A 19,813-nucleotide genomic window follows, 5' to 3' on the forward strand; every position below is an offset into this window, starting at 1 on the left:
AATTTCAAGAACGAATTTCAAGAACGAATTTCAAGAATGTATTTCAAGAATATATTTCAAGAATGTATTTTAAATAGTTTATAATTTTAAATTGATTTAGTATTAAAATATATTATAAAAACAAAATAGGATAGAAGTGTTTTTGATATTTATTTATCAATTCTATGTTTCAATTTTTTAATCTTTCAATCTTTCAATCTTTAATCTTTCAATCTTTAATTTTTTAAAACGTATTTCAAGAATGTATTTCAAGAACGAATTTCAAGAACGAATTTCAAGAACGAATTTCAAGAACGAATTTCAGATTTTAAGATTTTTAAAATATAAAAGATTTTTACGTTTTGTTATAAACTAAAATATTTCAATCATTGAATAATTAATTTTTTTTAAATGAATATTCCCTTTTATTTAAATAACTCCGTCAGAGTTTTAAACTCTGACGGAGTTATATTTCTTATCATTCTTATTTTTTAAAATGTAGTAGGGAACCTGTTCTAAAAATCTTTTTAAAATTTCTCTATTTCTATTTGAAATTATGTTTAAAAAAATAGTAATTTCGGCATCTTATTCTCGCTAAGAAATATAATTAAAAAGTAAAATGTTTCATTTCAACAAGAAATTCATCGACGTAAAAGACCATTCCATTTCTAAAGAATCTTTTGAATTATTCGAAGATTCAGAATATGAATTATTAAAAACAAATCCATTTCCAGTATTATCTGAACTTGGAAAATATTACGAAAGTGAAGATTATATTTCCCATACAGATGGTTCACGAAATCTTTTCGAAAAGGTTTATCAAACTGTAAAGAAGAAAACCTTAAACGATAAAATTAGTTGGATAAAATCATTTAAGAAAAGTACAATTTCTATTCTTGACATCGGTTGTGGAACTGGTGATTTTTTGTTTCGAACAAAAGAAGAAGGATGGAACGTTTTCGGTTTTGAACCAAATGAAAAAGCAAAAGCAATTTCAAAATCTAAAAATATAAATCTGATTGATGATTTAGATTCTTATCAAAAACATTCGTTCGATGTTATTACCATGTGGCACGTTTTAGAACACGTTCCAGATTTGGATAAACAAATCAAGCAAATCAAAACTTTATTAAAACCAGATGGACTTTTAATAATTGCTGTTCCGAATTATAAATCGTATGATGCGAGTTTTTATAAATCAGATTGGGCTGCGTATGATGTACCTAGACATCTTTGGCATTTTAGTAAAACTTCGATAAAAAAAATATTTCAAAATTATCAAATGCAATTGATACATATCAAGCCGATGTATTTTGATAGTTTTTATGTTTCACTTTTATCTGAAAAATATCGTTCTGGTAAAATGAATCTATTAAGAGCATTTTATATTGGAGTTATTTCAAATTTAAAAGGAAAAAGTACCAAAGAGTATTCTTCTCACGTTTATTTTTTGGAAAACTTAAAATAAGATATTTATTTTTTATAATCTAAGTTTAAAATGTATTTATATATTCAGATTTTTTAAAAGTGTCTTAAATCGCAAATATGAAGGTCGTTTTTAATAGATGATTTATTAGTTTTTTGAAATTTACTATAAGATTTATTTATACATGTGAAATTTTAAAAAATTATTGCTTTTAAAAAAAATGTCATACTTTTACAAAAAAATAATCAAGCTTTTAAAAATGAAAAAAATTTTTTTACTTGTAGGTTTTGCTGCAGCATTAATTTCATGTGGAGATAAATCTGAAACTACTTCAACTAATCCAGAAACAAAAGAAATTTCTGCTGGTTCTCAAAACATCGTTTATATCGATACTGAAAAGTTGATGAAAGAATATAAAGAATCTGTTGATTTCGAATCAAAGTTTAAAGCGATGTCTGAAAAAATGCAGAGCGAGCTTGAAGGAGATATGAGAAGATTCCAAAATGATGTTGCAGATTTACAAAAGAACGCGCAATCAAAAGGAATGGAATGGGCACAACAACGCGAAGCTGAATTAGGAAAACGTCAACAAACTTTAGCTCAGAAAGAACAAAACTACATGCAAAAATTTCAAGAAGAATCTGCTGTTGAACGTGACAGTTTAGTTTCTAAAATGAAAAAATTCATTAAAACATACGGAGCTGAAAAAGGTTTCGATTATGTTCTTGGAACTGGAGATGCTTCAACTGTTTTGTATGCAAAAGAAGGTTCTGATATTACTGCAGAAGTTTTGAAATTAATGAACGAAGCTTATGAAAATAAAGCAACAACTTCAGATTCTAAAACTACAGAAGATAAAAAAGAAACTAAAAAATAAGATTCTTTAAAATATATTAAATGCCACTCGAAATTTGGGTGGCATTTTCATTTTTAGTAAATTCCAAAATAAATTAAATTCAAATGGAAGTTTCACGTGAAGCCGCTTTAACGTTACAATTTATCAACCAAACCAATCGTTCTATTTTTCTTACAGGAAAGGCTGGTACTGGTAAAACGACTTTGTTAAAAGAAATTGTTTCTACAACGCATAAAAATACTGTGGTTGTGGCACCAACTGGAATTGCTGCTTTGAACGCTGGTGGCGTAACAATTCATTCGTTGTTTCAACTTCCGTTTGCAACCTTTTTACCAACGTATGATTTTATAAATTCCGATTCAGAATATTTCCGATTCGAGAATTATTCTACTTTGATTCGCCATTCAAAGATGAACAACATCAAAAAAGCCGTAATAAAAAATATGGAACTTTTGATTGTTGATGAAGTGAGTATGCTTCGTGCAGATGTTCTAGATGCGATGGATTTGATGCTTCGAACTGTTCGTAGAAATGATTCTGTTTTTGGTGGTGTTCAGGTTTTGTTTATTGGTGATTTGTTACAACTTCCGCCTGTTGTGAAAAATGAAGAATGGTATTTTTTAAAAAATTATTACAATGGAATTTATTTTTTCAATGCGAAATGTTTAGATCAATTTCCGCCGTTGTATGTAGAATTGAATAAAATCTATCGTCAATCAGATGATGTTTTTATTTCGATTTTAAATAATCTACGTAATAACAAAATTACCAAGAATGATTTATCGATTTTGAATAAATACGTAAATCCTAAATTCGATTTCAAAAAAGAAAAAGGTTATATTACGTTAACTACGCACAATGCCAAAGCAGATAAAATTAATAACGAAGCTCTTGAAAATTTAAAAGAACAAGAACATATTTATCTTCCTGAGATTGTCGGAGAATTCCCTGAAAAGATTTTTCCGATGGAATATGAGCTGTGTTTAAAAGTCGGCGCTCAAATTATCTTCACTAAAAACGACATATCCTACGAAAAAAAATTCTACAACGGAAAGATGGGAATTATTTCATCTTTATCAGCTCAAGAAATTTTGGTTTATTTTCCTGAAGATAAAAAAACAATTGAAGTTGATAAATACGAATGGCAGAATATTCGTTACAAGATAAATGCTGATTCTAAGCAGGTTGAAGAAGAAGTTTTAGGTACTTTCACCCAATATCCAATCAAACTTGCTTGGGCAATTACGGTTCATAAATCGCAAGGTTTAACTTTTGATAAAGCTGCGCTCGATGTATCGAACGTTTTTGTCGCTGGGCAGGCTTATGTAGCTCTTTCTCGTTTACGTAGCTTAAATGGGCTTATTTTGCTTTCTGAGATAGATTTGAATGGTATTTCTGCGGATGAAGATGTAATTAACTATTCTAAGAACAAAAAAGATGCGGATTCTTTAGAACAAGATTTATCATTTGAAACACAAAATTTCTTAAAAATCAGTTTAATACAAACTTTTTCTTGGTTTGAACCAATGATGGATTGGGTACGTTTGGTTAAAACATTTGAACTTGAATCTGAGAAAAGTAAGAAATATCAGTATTTTTCTTGGGCACAACAGCAGTTAGAGCGTATAAAAACAAATTTTCAACACGCTGAGAATTTCATAAAACAAATTCATTCGATATATTCTTCAAATACGCCAAATTTGACGTACCTACAAGAGCGATTTGAAAAGGCTTATGAATATTTTTATCCGAAATTAGACCAGTTGGCTTTTGAAACATTGTTTACATTAGAAAAAGTTAAGCGTACAAAAAAAATGCGTGGATTTTATGAAGAACTTTTGGATTTGGAAACCATTCAAATTCAGATGGTTTTACAATTAAAAAAGATGAATCGGATTATGCTTGCTATTGCAGATGGTCAACCGATTACAAAGGAAACTTTGAAATTGAATTCATTAGCAGAATATCGAATCAATCATTTGGTTACGATTCAGGATATTATTTCTAAAACGAGTTTGAATTTTGATGATGATGACGCAGCTGATGAAGGTTATTACGAGAAAAAAGTGATTCAAAAATCTGAGAAAAAAGTAACAACTGATGTTACATTTGAATTGTGGTTGAAAAAGAAAACGGTACAAGAAATTGCCGATTTCAGAAAGCTAACACCACAAACTATTTACGGTCATTTAGCTAAATTAATCAGTCAAAAGAAGATTAAAATTTCTGAAATTATTCCAAAAAATAGAATCAAAGATTTAGAAAATGCGTTCAAAGATTACGGTGATAAATCGTTAACTGAAATAAAAGCCGAAGTTGGAGATACCATTTCTTGGGAAGAACTTAGATTATTCAAGGCTACACTTGATGTTTAAACATTATCTTTGTCAAAATTTTTTAAAATGAAAAAAATAACTTTTTTAGTTAGTTTATTACTATCAACATCTTTTTACGCACAAGAAAATACTGAAATTCAAGAATCTACATTGAAAAATATTTTTGAAGTAAATTATAATTTTCTAGGTTTCGGATTTTCATACGAGCATGTTTTAAGTAAGAATATTACTGTAAAAGGGGAACTTAGTTACGAAGGTGGAATTTTTTTTGATGAAGATTCAAGTGATTTTATTTTGGCTCCATCATTATCTGCTGAAGGGCGTTATTATTACAATTTAGCTAAACGTGAGAACAAAGGTTTGAATTTGAAAAACAATTCTGGAAATTTTATTTCATTGAAAGCTCAGTATTTTGGTGATTATGCTACGATTAAAAGTTCTGAAAATATCTCAATTTATAATCAGTTTTATTTGGCTCCGATGTGGAACATAAGTAGAAATTTTGGTAAATCAAATTTTGGTTATGAAGTGGGAATTGGTGCTGGATATGGTTTTAAATGGGATAAGGATTATTCTACTAGTGATTTTATTTTACCACTTAATTTAAAAATTTCTTACAAATTATAATTTAATAAACCGATTTCTATTTGATTTCGGTTTTTTTTTAATCATTTTTCTTATTTTCTTGATAATTTTTTTATCTGTATCTTTATAAAAAATAATAATTTAGTTATGAAAAAATATTTTATAATTGGATGCTTTTTTGCTTCATTTCAAATTTTTGCACAAGATTTTAATCGTACGTTACATGAGGATGTTTATATCATTTCCGATGTCAATTCGATTGAATTAAATTTTAGTAAACCTGGAAAATATCAAGTTTTTGAAGGGTTTTCTCCAACAAATATCAATTGGAAATCTTGTTATGGAATTGACGGTTCTTCGATTTCATTACCAAGAAATTTACCTCGTCCTTTTTATGCTGTAATCACACCTGCTAAAGATACATTAATGGTTGCAGAACGTAAATTGATTATCAATGATTTAGATAATTTTAGAGATTTAGGTGGAATTAAAACTAAAGACGAGCGTTATGTAAATTGGGGTCGTTTTTATCGTTCAGATGCTTTGAATGCATTACTTTCTTCTGAATTTAATTATATTCATGGTTTGGATATTCAACGAGTTTTTGATTTAAGATCTGATTTTGAAATTAAAACAGCGAAAGATAATCTTCCTAAAAACATTAGTTACGAGCATTTTCCAATTTTTGCTGATAACGATAGTGGTATGTTACAAGGTTTGCAAGCTAAAATGGCTAAAGGTTCATTTACAAAAGCTGATGCTGAGCAGCTTTTAATTGATACTTACAAAAGTTTCGCAAATGAAGATGCAGTTAAATTTAATAAATTATTACATCAAATTTTTATTGAATATGATTATCCAAGTATTTTCCATTGTACAGCTGGAAAAGATCGTACAGGTTTTACAGCTGCGATGATTCTTTCTATTCTGAACGTTGATCGTAAGACAATTTTGGATGAATATGAAATGACTAATTTTTATACCAAAGCTAAAATTGAAGATTTGATGAAAAATGTTTCGAAATTAGGTTATGGAGATAAAATTGAACCCGCTGCAATCGAAGCTGTTATGAGTGTAAATAAAAAATATCTACAAGCTTCTTTTGATATTATTGATAACAAATATGGTGGAATTGATGCTTTTATAAAAAATCAATTGGGTTTTTCAGATGCTGAAAGAGCTCAATTAATTCAAAAATTCACCTACAAATTATAATTTAAAAAACCGATTTCATATTGAAATCGGTTTTTTTATTTTCTGTGAATCAATCTTGTAAGTTTGATCGATAAGTCTGTAAATATAATTTTAGGATTTCCGTTGCGTTCCACGTGATACATAGCGTCAGACAGTTCTTGATAAATATCTAAAATGTTTTTATCGTTTACAAACGGAGCAAAATTTTCTAATTTAAATGTTGCATCTTCAGGTTTTATATAAACCAATTCATTCACTTTGTAATTGATTAACAAAGCTTGACGAAACATTTCCATACAATATTCCAAGAATTTCTTTTGTTTTTCTCGTCCAATTGCAGAAATTTCATCGCTCCAATTGATTAAATCAGAAATTACTTTAGCATTTTTATTTGCACGAAAAGCCGCACGAACCCAAGTAATAAACCATTGTTCAAAAGGTAAATCATTTTCTGTATGATTTAATATTTTTAATGCTTTGTTATAATTTCCTTGAGAGGAATTTGCAATAATTGCAGCTTCAGAAACATCACAATTTTCGTAATTTATTAACGCTTCTTGAATATCATTTGCAGCAAGTTTATTGAAATGTAAAACCTGACAACGTGATAAAATCGTTTGTAAAATTGCTTTTTCATCTTCAGCAATTAAGATGAAAACCGTTTTATCTGTTGGTTCTTCAAGTAGTTTTAATAATTTGTTTGAAGCTTCGGTATTCATTTTTTCAGCCATCCAAATAATCATCACTTTGTAGCCACCTTCAAACGATTTTAAAGAAAGTTTTTTTATAATGTTTGTTGCTTCGTGAACACTGATGTTTCCTTGTTTATTTTTAATATCAAGATGTTCGTACCAATCGTTAATGTTTCCGTAAATATCAGTTTTTAGAAACTCAAACCATTGGTCCATAAAATTATCACTTATCGGTTTACTTCCAACAGATTCGTTAGTTGCAACTGGAAAAACATAGTGAATATCTGGATGTTGAAAATTTTCAAATTTTAAATTACAAGCAGCATTTCCACCAGCATTTTCTTCGCCTATATTTTTGCAAATAATATATTGCGCATAAGCGATTGCCATTGGTAAAACACCCGAACCTTCGGGTCCGATAAACAATTGTGCGTGAGGAATTCGGCCAGAACCAGCACTTTGAGTTAAGTGCTTTTTTATGTTTTGTTGACCAATTATTTTAGAAAACTTCATACTTCAAATTTATAAAAAATGCTTGAATTTTCCCAGTAAAATAGCGGGAAATTATCAGTAAAAATAAAATTATTTTTAATAAATAAATCCTTAATTTTATAGAAATGAACATTTTGTGTGTTTTATTCAATTTTTCTTAATCAATTCAAAAAACAAAAAATATGAGAGTAGTTTTAGTTGGAGCTTCTGGTTTTGTGGGCTTAAAGATTTTACAAGAATTAGTTGACCGCGGTCATTCTGTTAAAGCAATTGCTAGAGATATTAGTAAACTTCCAAGAATAAAACACGTCGAATGCGAATCTTTGGACATCAATGAAACCGATAAATTTGTCAATGCTATAAATGCGGCCGATGCTGTTATTAGTTCTTTCAATGCCGGTTGGACAAATCCAAATTTATATGAAGATTTTTTAAAAGGTTCAATAGCTATCGAAAAGGCTGTAATTGCTGCTGGTACCAAACGTTTTATAGTTGTTGGCGGTGCTGGAAGTTTGTATGATAAAGATGGAAATCAATTTGTTGACGGAGCAGATTTTCCTTCTCAAATAAAACCTGGTGCGACTGCAGCTCGTGATTATTTTAATCATTTAAAACAAAATCTAATTCTAAATTGGACGTTTTTTAGTCCAGCTTTAGAAATGCATCCTGGAACTTCTGGTGTTCGTAAAGGCGCTTATAGAACTGGATTGAATGAACCTGTTTTTAACGATGAAGGAAGAAGTATTTTATCTGCTGAAGATGTCGCTGTTGCAATTGTTGATGAATTAGAATTTCCACATTTTGTTAAACAACGTTTTACGGCAGCTTACTAAACATACAAAACAAACATACAAAACTCAGCAGGAATGTTGAGTTTTTTTATGCTTTGTTGTTTATTAAATCAAAACCAAAATCCAAATAGAAATGTAAAATTCCTAGAACGATTAAAATTCCAATTTCTAGTATAAAAATTAGTTTTGCTTTTTTTCTTGATTCGATTTCTAATTGTAGTTTTTTTTGGACAAAAGCTATTGATGTAATGAAGAAAAAAAATATAGCATTTAGAAGATAAAAAACATAAATGTTGATTCTTACACCAACTTTTAGAATCAAATACATCGAAGGAATTAAGATACAAGCAGCCAAAATATTTTGTAAAGAATATATCTTTGTTCCTACAAGTGGTTTAACCATTAATTTTTTTGACACTTGATTTTTATCTTTATCATAAAACAAAAATGTTGCGATGCGAGCAAGGTCTAAAATTAAAATAATTGACAACGCAGAAGTGCTTATGCTGTAAACAAATATTACGATTATATCCATGTTCATGTTTTAAAATTTTATAAAATCTCAACTTTTTTAGGTTGATATTTATTGTTTAATAGCTTCATTATTATGATTTTAAGAATTAATTAACACATGTAAAAATAAGATAAAAAAATAGAAGTTTAATATTTTTCTATATTTGTGGATTATAAACAACTCAACACCATTAATTTTCACAATGAAAACAATTAAAGATTTCAATTTTAAAAACCAAAAAGCGATTGTACGTGTAGATTTTAATGTGCCTTTAGATGCAGATTTTAATGTTACAGACGATAATCGAATTGTTGCCGCAAAACCAACTATTGAAAAAATCACTAACGATGGCGGAATTGCCATTTTGATGTCGCATTTGGGAAGACCAAAAAACGGACCTGAAGATAAATTTTCATTGAAACACATCGTTTCTAAAGTAGAAGAAGTTTTAGGTAAAAAAGTAACTTTTGTTTCTGATTCAGTTGGTGCTGAAGTTGAAGCTGTCGTTGCAAATGCACAACCTGGAGATGTTATTTTGTTAGAAAATCTTCGTTTTTATGCTGAAGAAGAAAAAGGTGACGAAAATTATGCAAAACAATTAGCAAACCTTGGCGATGTTTATGTAAACGATGCCTTTGGAACGGCTCACAGAGCGCATGCTTCTACAACAATTGTAGCACAATTTTTCCCAGAAAATAAATGTTTTGGTTTCTTATTAGCTAAAGAAATCGAAAGTATAGATAAAGTTTTAAACAGTTCAGAAAAACCTGTAACTGCCGTTTTAGGAGGTTCAAAAGTTTCGTCTAAAATCACTATCATCGAGAATATCTTAGATAAAATCGATCACATGATTATTGGTGGAGGAATGACTTTTACGTTTATTAAAGCTTTAGGAGGTAATATTGGTAATTCAATCGTTGAGGACGATAAATTAGATTTAGCTTTGGAAATTATAGAAAAAGCTAAAGCTAAAAATGTTCAGATTCACTTACCAATCGATATGATAATTGCAGATCGTTTTTCAAACGATGCAAATACACAAATTGTTAATGTAAACGAAATTCCTGACGGATGGCAAGGTTTAGATGTTGGTCCAAAAACATTAGAAAGCTTAAAGCCTGTAATTGCTGAATCAAAAATCATTTTATGGAACGGTCCATTAGGTGTTTTTGAATTAGAAAAATTCTCTCAAGGAACCATTTCATTAGGAAATTTCATCGCTGAAGCGACCGCTAACGGAACTTTCTCGTTAGTTGGTGGAGGCGATTCAGTTGCTGCAGTTAAGCAATTTGGTTTAGAACCAAAAATGAGTTACGTTTCTACCGGTGGTGGAGCAATGCTTGAAATGCTTGAAGGAAAAACGCTTCCTGGAATTGCAGCTATTTTAAAATAGTATCAAAAGGCATCTTTTCAATAAAAAAATTGAAAGATGCCTTATTTAATTAATTAAAAACTGAAAAGTTGATAAGCCCTTTTGTATTATGAAACAGACCCTTACCACTTTTCTTTTTGGAGTTTTTTCTTTAACTACTTTTGCACAAGAAACTGAAGTCGAAGTTAAAGTTCTTCCAAAAGAAATTCAAACGCCACAATCTTACCTAGATTCAATTAAGAAAACCTTTGTGAACCACAAAGCTGGAGCAAACATTGACAAAAAATGGGTAAACGAATTATTAAACGACGAAATGTTTGAAAACATGGAATCGGATATTAATAGCGTTTATTTAGACCAAGATGTTGCTTACGATTTATCAACCGATGTTTTAAAAGCTCGATTAGCTCAATTAGACAAAAAGTATCCATTTGACATCAAGTACAGTCCAACGCTAGAAAAAGTAATCAAAAACTTCTTAAAAAACAGATCAAAATCTTTTGAACGTTTAATGGCAGTTTCTGAATACTATTTCCCGATGTTCGAAGAACATTTAGCTAAGAGAAATGTACCTTTGGAAATCAAATATTTGGCGATTGTTGAGTCGGCTTTAAATCCAAAAGCTAAATCAAGAGTTGGTGCAACTGGCCTTTGGCAATTTATGTACCCAACCGGAAAACAATACGGTTTAGAAGTAAATTCGTATGTAGATGAACGTTCTGATCCTTTGAAAGCTACAGATGCAGCATCAAAGTATTTAGCAGATTTATACGAAGTTTTCGGTAACTGGGAAATGGTTCTAGCTTCTTATAATTCAGGACCTGGAACGGTTTCTAAAGCGATTCGTCGTTCGGGTGGTAAAACAAATTATTGGGAAATCAGAGAATATTTACCAAAAGAAACACAAGGTTATGTTCCTGCATTTTTAGCGACTTTGTATATCTACGAATATCACAAAGAACATGGAATAGTTCCTAAAAAGGCAACTTTACCTTTTATCAAAACGGATACTATTCATTTGAAACAAGCTATTGCTTTCACTGAAATTTCTGAATTATTAGATATTTCTGTTGATGAAATAAAGTTATTGAATCCGAAATATAAATTAGATTTTATTCCGAATTATGATCAAGAAAAACATTCGTTGCGTTTGCCAATTGATAAAATTTCGCGTTTTGCATCAAATGAAAAAAAGATTTATGCTTATTTAAATTATCAAAAAAATTACAAACTAGAGAAGAATATTGTTGACGAAATTGTTTCTGAAAAGACTAGTGCAATTGCTTCTAACAGTTCAAAATCAAAAGCTTCAAGCGCAGCTAAAACTTATGTAGTTAAAAAAGGCGATACGTTAAGTTCTATTGCAAAAAAATATGGAAATATTACTGTTGCTCAGTTGATGAAGAAAAACAATATCAAGAATGCAAGTAGTTTAAAACCAGGAATGAAATTAAAAATTTAAACACTAAACCAAGATTCAATTGAAATATTTATATTTAATTTTTATTGTTGTTTGTATAACTTCATGTTCAAAGAAGAATGAAATTACGACAGGAAAATTAAATCCATCTTTTGGATCGCGGAATCATATTACGGTTGTTATCGAAGATGATTTATGGAATGGAGAAGTAGGTGATAGTATTCGAAAAAGATTGGCTCAGACGGGTTTTGGTTTAGATAAAGATGAACCTATTTTTGATTTAGATCAATACAGTCCAGAGATCTTTTCTACTAAAGCTAAAACGTCTCGTAACATTGTAGTGTTTTCAAATTCGGATGATTATTTATTTACATTAGAAAAGAGTTTTTATGCAACTCCGCAAAATTTATTTTTTGTACGAGCTAATTCAAACAAAGAATTGATTCAGAATTTTAATACACATGCTGATTCGATTATTTCAGTTTTTCGAAAATCTGAATTGAATGAAGAACAACATGCTTTAGTTCGTAAAGAACTTTTAGATACCGATATCGTCAAAGAGTTTTTTGCATGTACGATTAAGATTCCGAAAACTTTTCAATTGGTTTTAGAACATGATAATTTTTTGTGGTTTCAGAAAGACTTGCCAACAGGAAATTCCAATTTAGTAATTTATGAAGTTCCGATTTCATCAATTGAAAATTCGAAAGATGATATTGAAGATAATTTAATAAAAGTTCAAGATTCGATTTCTAAACTTTTTATTCAAGGTTCAAACGAGAATTCTTATTTGATAACTGAAACTGGATTTTTTCCATCTTTTAAACCGATTCAAATACAAGAATTTTCTGGTTATGAAATTTCTGGAACTTGGGAAATGGAAAATGATTTTATGAGTGGTCCTTTTTTAAATATTGCATTGAAAGATTCGTATTACGATAGATATTTAATTTTTCAAGCATTTGTAAACTATCCATATAAATCAAAACGCGATTTATTGTTTGAAATGGAAGGAATTATTAAAACAGTAAATTTTTATGATAACGAAAATTGAAATAAAGCGATTTAAAGAACTTTTTTGCATTGGTTGATATAAATCCTTAACTTTTTGAAATAAATCGATTACAATGAATCAAAAAATCACCGATTAAGATTTTAATCGTTACGTTAAAAAAATTTCATGTTTTGATTTATGAAACTGTTTTTTTGAAATGTAACGAATTATTAAATAATAAATTTCTATAATAATGAAAATTGAAATAAAGCGATTTAAAGAACTTTCTCTTCTTGATTTGTATAAATCCTTATCTTTAAGAAATCAAGTCTTTATATTTGAGCAAAATTGTGTTTATCAGGATATTGATGGTTATGATGAAAAAGCAATGCATGTTATGCTGTACGAAAATGATGATTTAGTTGCTTATGCTCGAATTTTTGACAAAGGAATTAAATATGAAACCGCTTCGATTGGTAGAGTTGTAGTTTCGCCAGAAAAACGAAATTTAAATCTTGGTCATGTTTTAGTTAATGCTTCGATTCAAGCAATACATGAAAATTTCGAAACCGAAGAAATAACTATTTCTGCTCAAGAACATTTACAAAAGTTTTATGCGGCTCACGGTTTTGTAACCACTTCAGATATGTATTTAGAAGATGATATTCCACATGTTCAAATGGAAATAAAATAAAGAAATCCAGCTATATAGCTGGATTTCTTGTTATAATCTTCTTTTTAAATCAATTACTGGTTTTGGATGCAAAATCATTGGATAATATTCAATCTTAACCGAACTGTTATCTAAACCAAAAGCTTTTTCTTCAGAAATACTGTTTTTACGAATTAAAGCATAACCATCTAAAACAATCGATTCGTACCAAGGTAATTCGTTATCGTATGTAATTACTTTTTCGATAATCACATATTTGAAATCACCCATAATATCATTTTTCTTTAAAGATTCGTAAGTACTCATTGGGTTTACTTCACCTGAACAAGTTAAATCATCTAGAACTTTCTTAAATAAAACGCTGATTTTTGGAGCAACACGGAATCCTAAATAAAAATCAACACGCATAATTTTGTCAGAAATTCGTTTGGTTTGATATTCCATTCCGTGCGGTTCATCAAGAACGTTTACGTGAATCATCCAGTAATTATCTGCGCGTTTTGGACGTTTATGTAAAATCGAATAAATGATTTTAGATTCGACTTCGTCTTTGTTTTGTGCGTTTGTTAAGTAAATCAAATTCGTTGCGTATTTTGGAATCGTTTCATCTCGACTTAAATCGCAAATAATTTTTTCGTAATCCTTAAGCTTAACGTATTCTGTGTAATTCTTTCTGATTTTCTTACCTAAATACCAAATAGTCATGACGATTACTAGAATTCCGGCAACAATTATTGAAACATATCCTCCGTGAGAAAACTTACTGATGTTTGCAATTAAAAAACAGATTTCTAATCCTAGATAAAAAATAAAGAATGCAATGATAAAAATTTTATTATATCTTTTTAAAATCATATAAAAAGTAAATAAAATTGTCGTTGAAATCATACACATTACAATCGCTAATCCATAAGCTGCTTCCATATTACTAGATTCTTCGAAATAAAGAACAATCAGAATACAACCAATACACAACAACCAGTTGATTGAAGGAATATACAATTGACCTTTGATTAAAGATGGATATTTCACTAAAACTTTTGGCCAGAAATTCAATCGCATCGCTTCGTTTATCATCGTAAAAGAACCCGTGATTAAAGCTTGAGCAGCGATAATTGCTGATAATGTAGCAATACAAATTCCAATTGGTAAAAACCAATCAGGCATAATCAAGAAGAATGGATTTGCTGTTATAGATTTTCCATCAATAATTTGCGTAAGCTTTTCGTTTTCTCGGGTTAATAGATAAGCACCTTGACCGAAATAATTTAGTAATAAAGTTGCTTTTACAAAAATCCAACTGATACGAATATTCTTAATTCCACAATGTCCTAAATCGCTATAAAGAGCTTCAGCACCTGTTGTACATAGGAAAACAAAACCTAGTACATAAAAACCATCGGGATGTACTTTTAAAAGTTCAATCGCATAAACTGGATTTAATGCTTTGAAAATTTCAATGTTCTGAAAAGTGTACATTGCTCCAAGAATTCCCAACATTGAGAACCATGTCAACATCATTGGACCAAAAAACTTTCCAATGGTTTTGGTTCCGTAGCTTTGAAAAAAGAACAGAATAATGATAATTAAAATAACTATCGGAATGGTTTTGATATCAGGCTGATAGATTTGAATACCTTCAATCGCTGACGAAATTGAGATTGGAGGTGTGATAATTCCATCAGCAATCATGGAACTTCCACCGATAATTGCAGGAACAATCAGCCATTTTTTATTGATTTTTTTCACTAAAGTATATAGCGAAAAAATACCACCTTCACCGTTGTTGTCGGCCTTTAAGGTTAAAAAAACGTACTTGATTGTAGTTTGGATAGTTAATGTCCAGAATACTGCAGAAATTGCACCGAGTACAATATCTTTTTTTATAGCAGTTGTGCCAAAAATGGCTTTCATTACATACAATGGTGATGTACCAATGTCTCCGTAAATAATTCCTAAGGTTACTAAAAGTGAACCAAAAGTAATTTTGTTAAAATGCCCTGAATTTTGAGGTTTCAAATCAAATCATTTAAAATAATACTCCGTTAGAATTTATCAAATATTTCAAGAATATAGATAAAAATTTCGAGCAAAGGTAATTAAATATTATATCGAAAATTAAATCTGCTTAAAAAGCTTAATTATCTTAAAATACTTGTGTTATAAAATGATTTGTTTATTTTTTTTAATGTTTTATTAGTTGAATTAACTAAAATTAAAAATTATTTATTGATAGTTTCAACAAACTTTTCAAACAATAATTTCGTTTTTAAGTCAATTTCTGCGTAAGATAGACGTTCTTTAGTTTGATAAAAAAACATCATAGCATAAGGTTGTTTTAAATTTGAATGAAGTAAATCTTTGTTTAAACGATAGGTTTCGCGTAAAACACGTTTGAAATAATTACGGTCAACCGCTTTTTTAAAATACCGCTTTGATACAGAAACTCCGAATTCTAAAGGAACTTCATTTTCTTCCAACGGAGCATAAACCAAACGAAGTGGATATTTAGAAACCGATTTTCCTTCACTAAAAAGTAAATCGATATGTTTCTGTTTTTTTAATTTTTCTGCCTTTGGATATGTTGCGTTCATTTTGTTTTTTAAAAATGCAAATTTACGAAATACTAAGTTTAAACTCGCTTCTTAACATTAGTTTATATTCTGATTATTTTCTAGTCTAGTAAATTTTGCTAATTTTACCGCAAAATAATCCTCTAAATTATGTTAATCAATGTTAAACTAGATTTTTAGTGTAACATTTTTTTAAAATGATTGACCAATTCAATAATAAATTTTTAACATCATGAACATTAACAAATCAATTTACTTATCGGCTGCTTTGGCTTTAGCATTAGCAAGTTGTAGTACTCAAAAAAGTAAACTTCCTAATTTAAGTACTTTACAACCAATCGAAAATGCAGATCATTTACCAACAAGAAAATCTAAATTATCTGAAAACGATTTAAAACGTTGGAGCCATTTAGATATTATTAATGATACAATTCCTGGAATGTCTGTTGATCGTGCTTATGCTGAAATTATCAAGGATAAGAAAGGTAATAAAGTAATTGTTGCTGTTATTGATTCTGGAATTGAGATTGATCATGAAGATTTACAACCTCAGATTTATAACAAAAATACTTCGAAAGCAAACAAGAAGAAAAATAAAAACAGCATTTATGAAGGTGATGTTCATGGTTGGAATTTCTTAGGAAAATCTAATGATGAGAATCTTGAAATGACTCGTATCGTTAAGAAAGGTGATGACGGATCAATGAAATACAAACGTGCTAAAGGAGAATTAGAAGCTAAGATTGCTGAGTTAGAACCGTTAAAAGAACGTATTGAAATTTTAGAAACAACTAATACTACATTAGTAAAATATTTAGGAAAAGAAGTTTATACAAAAGAAGATTTAGAAACGATTCTTGAAACTGCTCCTGAAGATGTAATCAAAGCTAAAAAATTAATGACTAATGTTTTTGCTTCTGGTAGAACACAGTCTTATGTCAATGATATCAAAGACTATTACAATGGTCAAATGAATGCTAACTTAAATGTTAACTTCGACGGTAGAGCTGTTGTTGGTGATAATCCTTACGATATCAATGATGTAAATTACGGTGATGCTGATGTAATGGGTGATCGCGAACATGCAAAACACGGTACTCACGTTGCTGGTATTATTGCTCAATCAAGAAATAACGGTTTAGGTGGAGACGGTGTTGCTTCTGAAGTGTCAGAAATCATGTCTTTAAGAGCTGTTCCAAACGGTGATGAGTACGATAAAGATATTGCTTTAGCTATTCGTTATGCAGCTGATAATGGAGCAAAAGTTATCAACGGAAGTTTTGGTAAATATTTTTCACAAAACAATAAATGGGTTCAAGATGCGATTAAATATGCAGCTTCTAAAGATGTATTAATCGTTGTTGCAGCAGGAAATGATGCATTAGATTTAAATCCATTAACTGGAGATGTAGATCGTTATCCAAACGATAGAAATTTAAATGCTTCAAAAGAATTTGCTGATAACTTTTTGGTTGTTGGTGCTTTAAACCCAAGATTTGGTGAAGGAATGATTGCTAATTTCTCAAACTTTGGAAACAAAGATGTTGATGTATTTGCACCTGGAGTTCAGATTTATGCTACAACTCCAAACGGAAAATACGAATATTTACAAGGAACTTCAATGGCTTCTCCAAACGTAGCTGGTGTTGCTGCTTTAATTCGTTCATATTATCCAAACTTAACAGCTAATCAAGTGAAGCAAATTATCATGGATTCTGGTGTAACTGTGAATCAAGAAGTAATTGTTTCTGGTGATAAAAATGATAAACGTGAATTCGAAAAAATTTCAACTTCTGGAAAATTTGTTAATGCTTACAATGCTTTAATTTTAGCAGATAAAGTTTCAAGAGGAAAATAATTTTAAAAATATTTTAAAACTTTAAATCCACTTATTACTTAGATTTTCTTTGAGTAGTAAGTGGATTTTTTCAAATTATAAACCATGAAAAAACTATTATTCTTTTTCTTAAGTATCAGTTTTGTTGCAAGTGCGCAACATAACAATCCAAATCCCGGTTATTGGCAACAACATGTCGATTATAAAATGGATATAAAGATGGATGTTGATAAATTTCAATATTCAGGAACACAAGAATTAAAATATACCAACAACTCAGCAGATACGTTAAAACGTGTTTATTATCATTTGTATTATAATGCTTTTCAGCCTGGTAGTGAAATGGATGCACGATTAACTTCTATCTCTGACCCTGATAAACGCATGGTAAAGAGTTTTAAGGGTGCAGATGGTAACTTGGTAAAGGAAAGTAAAATATCTAAGCTTAAATCGAACGAAATTGGCTTTTTGAAAGTTAATAACTTAAAACAAGATCGAATCGCACTTCAAACTAAAGTTGTTGGAACTATTTTAGAAGTTGATTTAGCTAAACCATTATTACCTGGAAAATCTACTTTATTAACAATGAATTTTGATGGACAAGTTCCAGTTATGGTTCGTAGAGCTGGTAGAAATTCAGAAGAAGGTGTTGCTTTATCTATGACGCAATGGTTCCCGAAAATGGCTGAATTTGATTTTGAAGGTTGGCATGCTGACCCATATATCGGAAGAGAATTCCACGGTGTTTGGGGAAATTATGATGTAAAACTTACTTTAGATAAATCATATACAGTTGGTGGAACGGGATATTTACAAAATCCAAACGAAATCGGTCACGGATATCAAGATGTAGGTGTTGAGGTTAAAATCCCAAAGAAACAAAAAACATTGACATGGCATTTCGTTGCTCCAAATGTTCACGATTTTGCTTGGGGTGCAGATCCAGATTTTATTCATGATCGCGTAATGGGACCAAACAATGTTGAATTACATTTCTTATACAAAAACAACAAAGAAATCATAGCTAATTGGAAAGCTTTACAACCAAAAACAGTTGAGTTACTTCAATTTTTCAATTCTACTTTAGGTGAATATCCATACAAACAATATTCTGTTATTCAAGGTGGAGATGGAGGAATGGAATACGCAATGTGTACTTTGATTACAGGAAATCGTAGTTTACCAAGCTTAATTGGAGTTACGGCTCACGAATTAGCGCATATGTGGTTTCAACATTTGTTAGCAACTAACGAATCGAAACACGGATGGATGGATGAAGGTTTTACATCGTTTATTGCTGATTTTGCTGTGAATTCAATCATGGAAAAAGAGAATCAAGAAGACGAAAATCCTTTCAAATCTATGTATGATAATTATTATTATATGATTGGAAAAAATGGAGAACAACCGCTTTCAACTCATGCAGATCGTTTTAATGATAATATGAATTACGGAGTTTCTGCTTATAGCAAAGGAGCTGTTTTCATTACACAATTGTCTTATGTTATTGGTTTTGATAATACTATGAAAACCTTAAAACGCTTCTATTACGATTATCGTTTTTCGCATCCAACTCCAAACGATTTCAAACGAACTGCTGAACGTGTAACAGGTGCAAATCTGGATTGGTATTTAGTAGATTGGACGCAAACTGTAAATACGATTGATTATGGAATTAAAGATGTTGAAGCTAACGGTGACAAAACTAAAGTTACTTTAGAACGAATCGGAATGATGCCAATGCCTTTAGATATCGCAGTTTTTTACGAAGATGGAACAACAGAAACATTTTATATTCCAAATACGTTAATGCGTTGGAACAAAGAGAATCCTTATAAAGAAATTCCAAGAACGGTTCTTAATGGTTGGGATTGGGCATATCCAACTTATAGTTTCGAAATAAATAAAAATAAAGGAACTATTAAAACCATTATCATTGATCCTTCTGATTATATGGCAGATATCAAAAAAGAAAATAATGTATATCAAAAAGTGGCTAATTAGTCACTTTTTTTTGTTTTATGATGTTTCTATTTGACTGTTTTTTATCTTCTGTTTAATGTTCGTTTGCACGAATGT

At 29.9% G+C, this 19,813-nt stretch carries 16 protein-coding genes; 12 read left to right on the top strand and 4 right to left on the bottom strand.

All coding sequences use genetic code 11. The annotated features are described in order from the left end of the window. Positions 1–598 precede the first annotated feature (598 nt). From EG240_RS13200 to EG240_RS13220, 5 genes are all read left to right on the top strand, one after another. A complete protein-coding gene (locus EG240_RS13200) occupies positions 599–1,447 on the top strand; it encodes a class I SAM-dependent methyltransferase (RefSeq protein WP_125019832.1) in 849 nt (282 codons plus the stop codon). Between the two features lie 217 nt (positions 1,448–1,664). Beyond that, positions 1,665–2,282: an OmpH family outer membrane protein gene (locus tag EG240_RS13205; protein ID WP_158612029.1), complete on the top strand. Its 618-nt coding sequence runs from the start codon at positions 1,665–1,667 to the stop codon at positions 2,280–2,282. An 83-nt stretch (positions 2,283–2,365) separates the two neighbouring features. After that, positions 2,366–4,636, top strand: a complete 2,271-nt coding sequence (locus EG240_RS13210) for a helix-turn-helix domain-containing protein (protein ID WP_125019834.1) — start codon at positions 2,366–2,368, stop codon at positions 4,634–4,636. 27 nt (positions 4,637–4,663) lie between these two features. Then, positions 4,664–5,224, top strand: coding sequence for a hypothetical protein (locus EG240_RS13215; RefSeq protein ID WP_125019835.1), 561 nt, complete (start codon positions 4,664–4,666; stop codon positions 5,222–5,224). Between the two features lie 105 nt (positions 5,225–5,329). After that, the gene (locus tag EG240_RS13220; RefSeq protein ID WP_125019836.1) at positions 5,330–6,397 is read left to right on the top strand and encodes a tyrosine-protein phosphatase; all 1,068 of its coding nucleotides are present in this window, start codon (positions 5,330–5,332) and stop codon (positions 6,395–6,397) included. Positions 6,398–6,432: 35 nt separating this feature from the next. On the opposite strand, the gene EG240_RS13225 is transcribed toward EG240_RS13220, so the two are convergent. Further along, positions 6,433–7,581 carry a DNA polymerase III subunit gene (locus EG240_RS13225; protein WP_125019837.1) on the bottom strand — a complete coding sequence of 383 codons (1,149 nt, stop codon included), beginning with the start codon at positions 7,579–7,581 and terminating at the stop codon, positions 6,433–6,435. A 161-nt stretch (positions 7,582–7,742) separates the two neighbouring features. On the opposite strand from EG240_RS13225, the gene EG240_RS13230 reads away from it, so the two are divergent. Then, positions 7,743–8,393, top strand: a complete 651-nt coding sequence (locus EG240_RS13230) for an NAD(P)-dependent oxidoreductase (protein ID WP_125019838.1) — start codon at positions 7,743–7,745, stop codon at positions 8,391–8,393. 46 nt (positions 8,394–8,439) lie between these two features. Here EG240_RS13230 and EG240_RS13235 read toward each other — a convergent pair whose 3' ends face one another. Then, the gene (locus EG240_RS13235) at positions 8,440–8,886 is read right to left on the bottom strand and encodes a hypothetical protein (RefSeq protein WP_125019839.1); all 447 of its coding nucleotides are present in this window, start codon (positions 8,884–8,886) and stop codon (positions 8,440–8,442) included. A 181-nt stretch (positions 8,887–9,067) separates the two neighbouring features. Between EG240_RS13235 and EG240_RS13240 the strand changes: the two genes are divergently transcribed. From EG240_RS13240 to EG240_RS13255, 4 genes are all read left to right on the top strand, one after another. After that, entirely contained in the window at positions 9,068–10,258 is a 1,191-nt protein-coding gene (locus tag EG240_RS13240; protein ID WP_125019840.1) for a phosphoglycerate kinase, read from the top strand. Positions 10,259–10,346: 88 nt separating this feature from the next. Beyond that, positions 10,347–11,699, top strand: coding sequence for a lytic transglycosylase domain-containing protein (locus tag EG240_RS13245; RefSeq protein WP_125019841.1), 1,353 nt, complete (start codon positions 10,347–10,349; stop codon positions 11,697–11,699). 19 nt (positions 11,700–11,718) lie between these two features. Continuing rightward, complete coding sequence (locus EG240_RS13250) at positions 11,719–12,711, top strand: DUF4837 family protein (protein WP_158612030.1); 993 nt, start codon at positions 11,719–11,721, stop codon at positions 12,709–12,711. 193 nt (positions 12,712–12,904) lie between these two features. Continuing rightward, complete coding sequence (locus tag EG240_RS13255; protein ID WP_125019843.1) at positions 12,905–13,345, top strand: GNAT family N-acetyltransferase; 441 nt, start codon at positions 12,905–12,907, stop codon at positions 13,343–13,345. A 30-nt stretch (positions 13,346–13,375) separates the two neighbouring features. On the opposite strand, the gene EG240_RS13260 is transcribed toward EG240_RS13255, so the two are convergent. Both EG240_RS13260 and rnpA read right to left on the bottom strand, forming a co-directional pair. Beyond that, complete coding sequence (locus tag EG240_RS13260; RefSeq protein ID WP_125019844.1) at positions 13,376–15,343, bottom strand: KUP/HAK/KT family potassium transporter; 1,968 nt, start codon at positions 15,341–15,343, stop codon at positions 13,376–13,378. Between the two features lie 203 nt (positions 15,344–15,546). After that, complete coding sequence (gene rnpA / locus EG240_RS13265) at positions 15,547–15,918, bottom strand: ribonuclease P protein component (RefSeq protein WP_125019845.1); 372 nt, start codon at positions 15,916–15,918, stop codon at positions 15,547–15,549. A gap of 211 nt (positions 15,919–16,129) precedes the next feature. Here rnpA and EG240_RS13270 point away from each other — a divergent pair, with 211 nt between their 5' ends. Further along, positions 16,130–17,755 carry a S8 family serine peptidase gene (locus EG240_RS13270; protein WP_125019846.1) on the top strand — a complete coding sequence of 542 codons (1,626 nt, stop codon included), beginning with the start codon at positions 16,130–16,132 and terminating at the stop codon, positions 17,753–17,755. Between the two features lie 84 nt (positions 17,756–17,839). Beyond that, positions 17,840–19,738 carry a M1 family metallopeptidase gene (locus EG240_RS13275; protein WP_125019847.1) on the top strand — a complete coding sequence of 633 codons (1,899 nt, stop codon included), beginning with the start codon at positions 17,840–17,842 and terminating at the stop codon, positions 19,736–19,738. The last annotated feature ends 75 nt before the right edge of the window (positions 19,739–19,813 follow it).

Origin of the sequence: Paenimyroides tangerinum (assembly GCF_003865405.1) — a bacterium.
Classification (GTDB): Bacteria; Bacteroidota; Bacteroidia; order Flavobacteriales; family Flavobacteriaceae; genus Flavobacterium; species Flavobacterium tangerinum.

Excerpts from the sequence above, each read along its gene's own strand:
- EG240_RS13220 (WP_125019836.1), top strand. The coding sequence starts at position 5,330 with ATGAAAAAATATTTTATAATTGGATGCTTTTTTGCTTCATTTCAAATT.
- EG240_RS13240 (WP_125019840.1), top strand. The coding sequence starts at position 9,068 with ATGAAAACAATTAAAGATTTCAATTTTAAAAACCAAAAAGCGATTGTA.
- EG240_RS13245 (WP_125019841.1), top strand. The coding sequence starts at position 10,347 with ATGAAACAGACCCTTACCACTTTTCTTTTTGGAGTTTTTTCTTTAACT.
- EG240_RS13215 (WP_125019835.1), top strand. The coding sequence starts at position 4,664 with ATGAAAAAAATAACTTTTTTAGTTAGTTTATTACTATCAACATCTTTT.
- rnpA (WP_125019845.1), bottom strand. The coding sequence starts at position 15,918 with ATGAACGCAACATATCCAAAGGCAGAAAAATTAAAAAAACAGAAACAT.
- EG240_RS13205 (WP_158612029.1), top strand. The coding sequence starts at position 1,665 with ATGAAAAAAATTTTTTTACTTGTAGGTTTTGCTGCAGCATTAATTTCA.
- EG240_RS13210 (WP_125019834.1), top strand. The coding sequence starts at position 2,366 with ATGGAAGTTTCACGTGAAGCCGCTTTAACGTTACAATTTATCAACCAA.
- EG240_RS13200 (WP_125019832.1), top strand. The coding sequence starts at position 599 with ATGTTTCATTTCAACAAGAAATTCATCGACGTAAAAGACCATTCCATT.
- EG240_RS13235 (WP_125019839.1), bottom strand. The coding sequence starts at position 8,886 with ATGGATATAATCGTAATATTTGTTTACAGCATAAGCACTTCTGCGTTG.
- EG240_RS13225 (WP_125019837.1), bottom strand. The coding sequence starts at position 7,581 with ATGAAGTTTTCTAAAATAATTGGTCAACAAAACATAAAAAAGCACTTA.
- EG240_RS13270 (WP_125019846.1), top strand. The coding sequence starts at position 16,130 with ATGAACATTAACAAATCAATTTACTTATCGGCTGCTTTGGCTTTAGCA.
- EG240_RS13255 (WP_125019843.1), top strand. The coding sequence starts at position 12,905 with ATGAAAATTGAAATAAAGCGATTTAAAGAACTTTCTCTTCTTGATTTG.
- EG240_RS13275 (WP_125019847.1), top strand. The coding sequence starts at position 17,840 with ATGAAAAAACTATTATTCTTTTTCTTAAGTATCAGTTTTGTTGCAAGT.
- EG240_RS13230 (WP_125019838.1), top strand. The coding sequence starts at position 7,743 with ATGAGAGTAGTTTTAGTTGGAGCTTCTGGTTTTGTGGGCTTAAAGATT.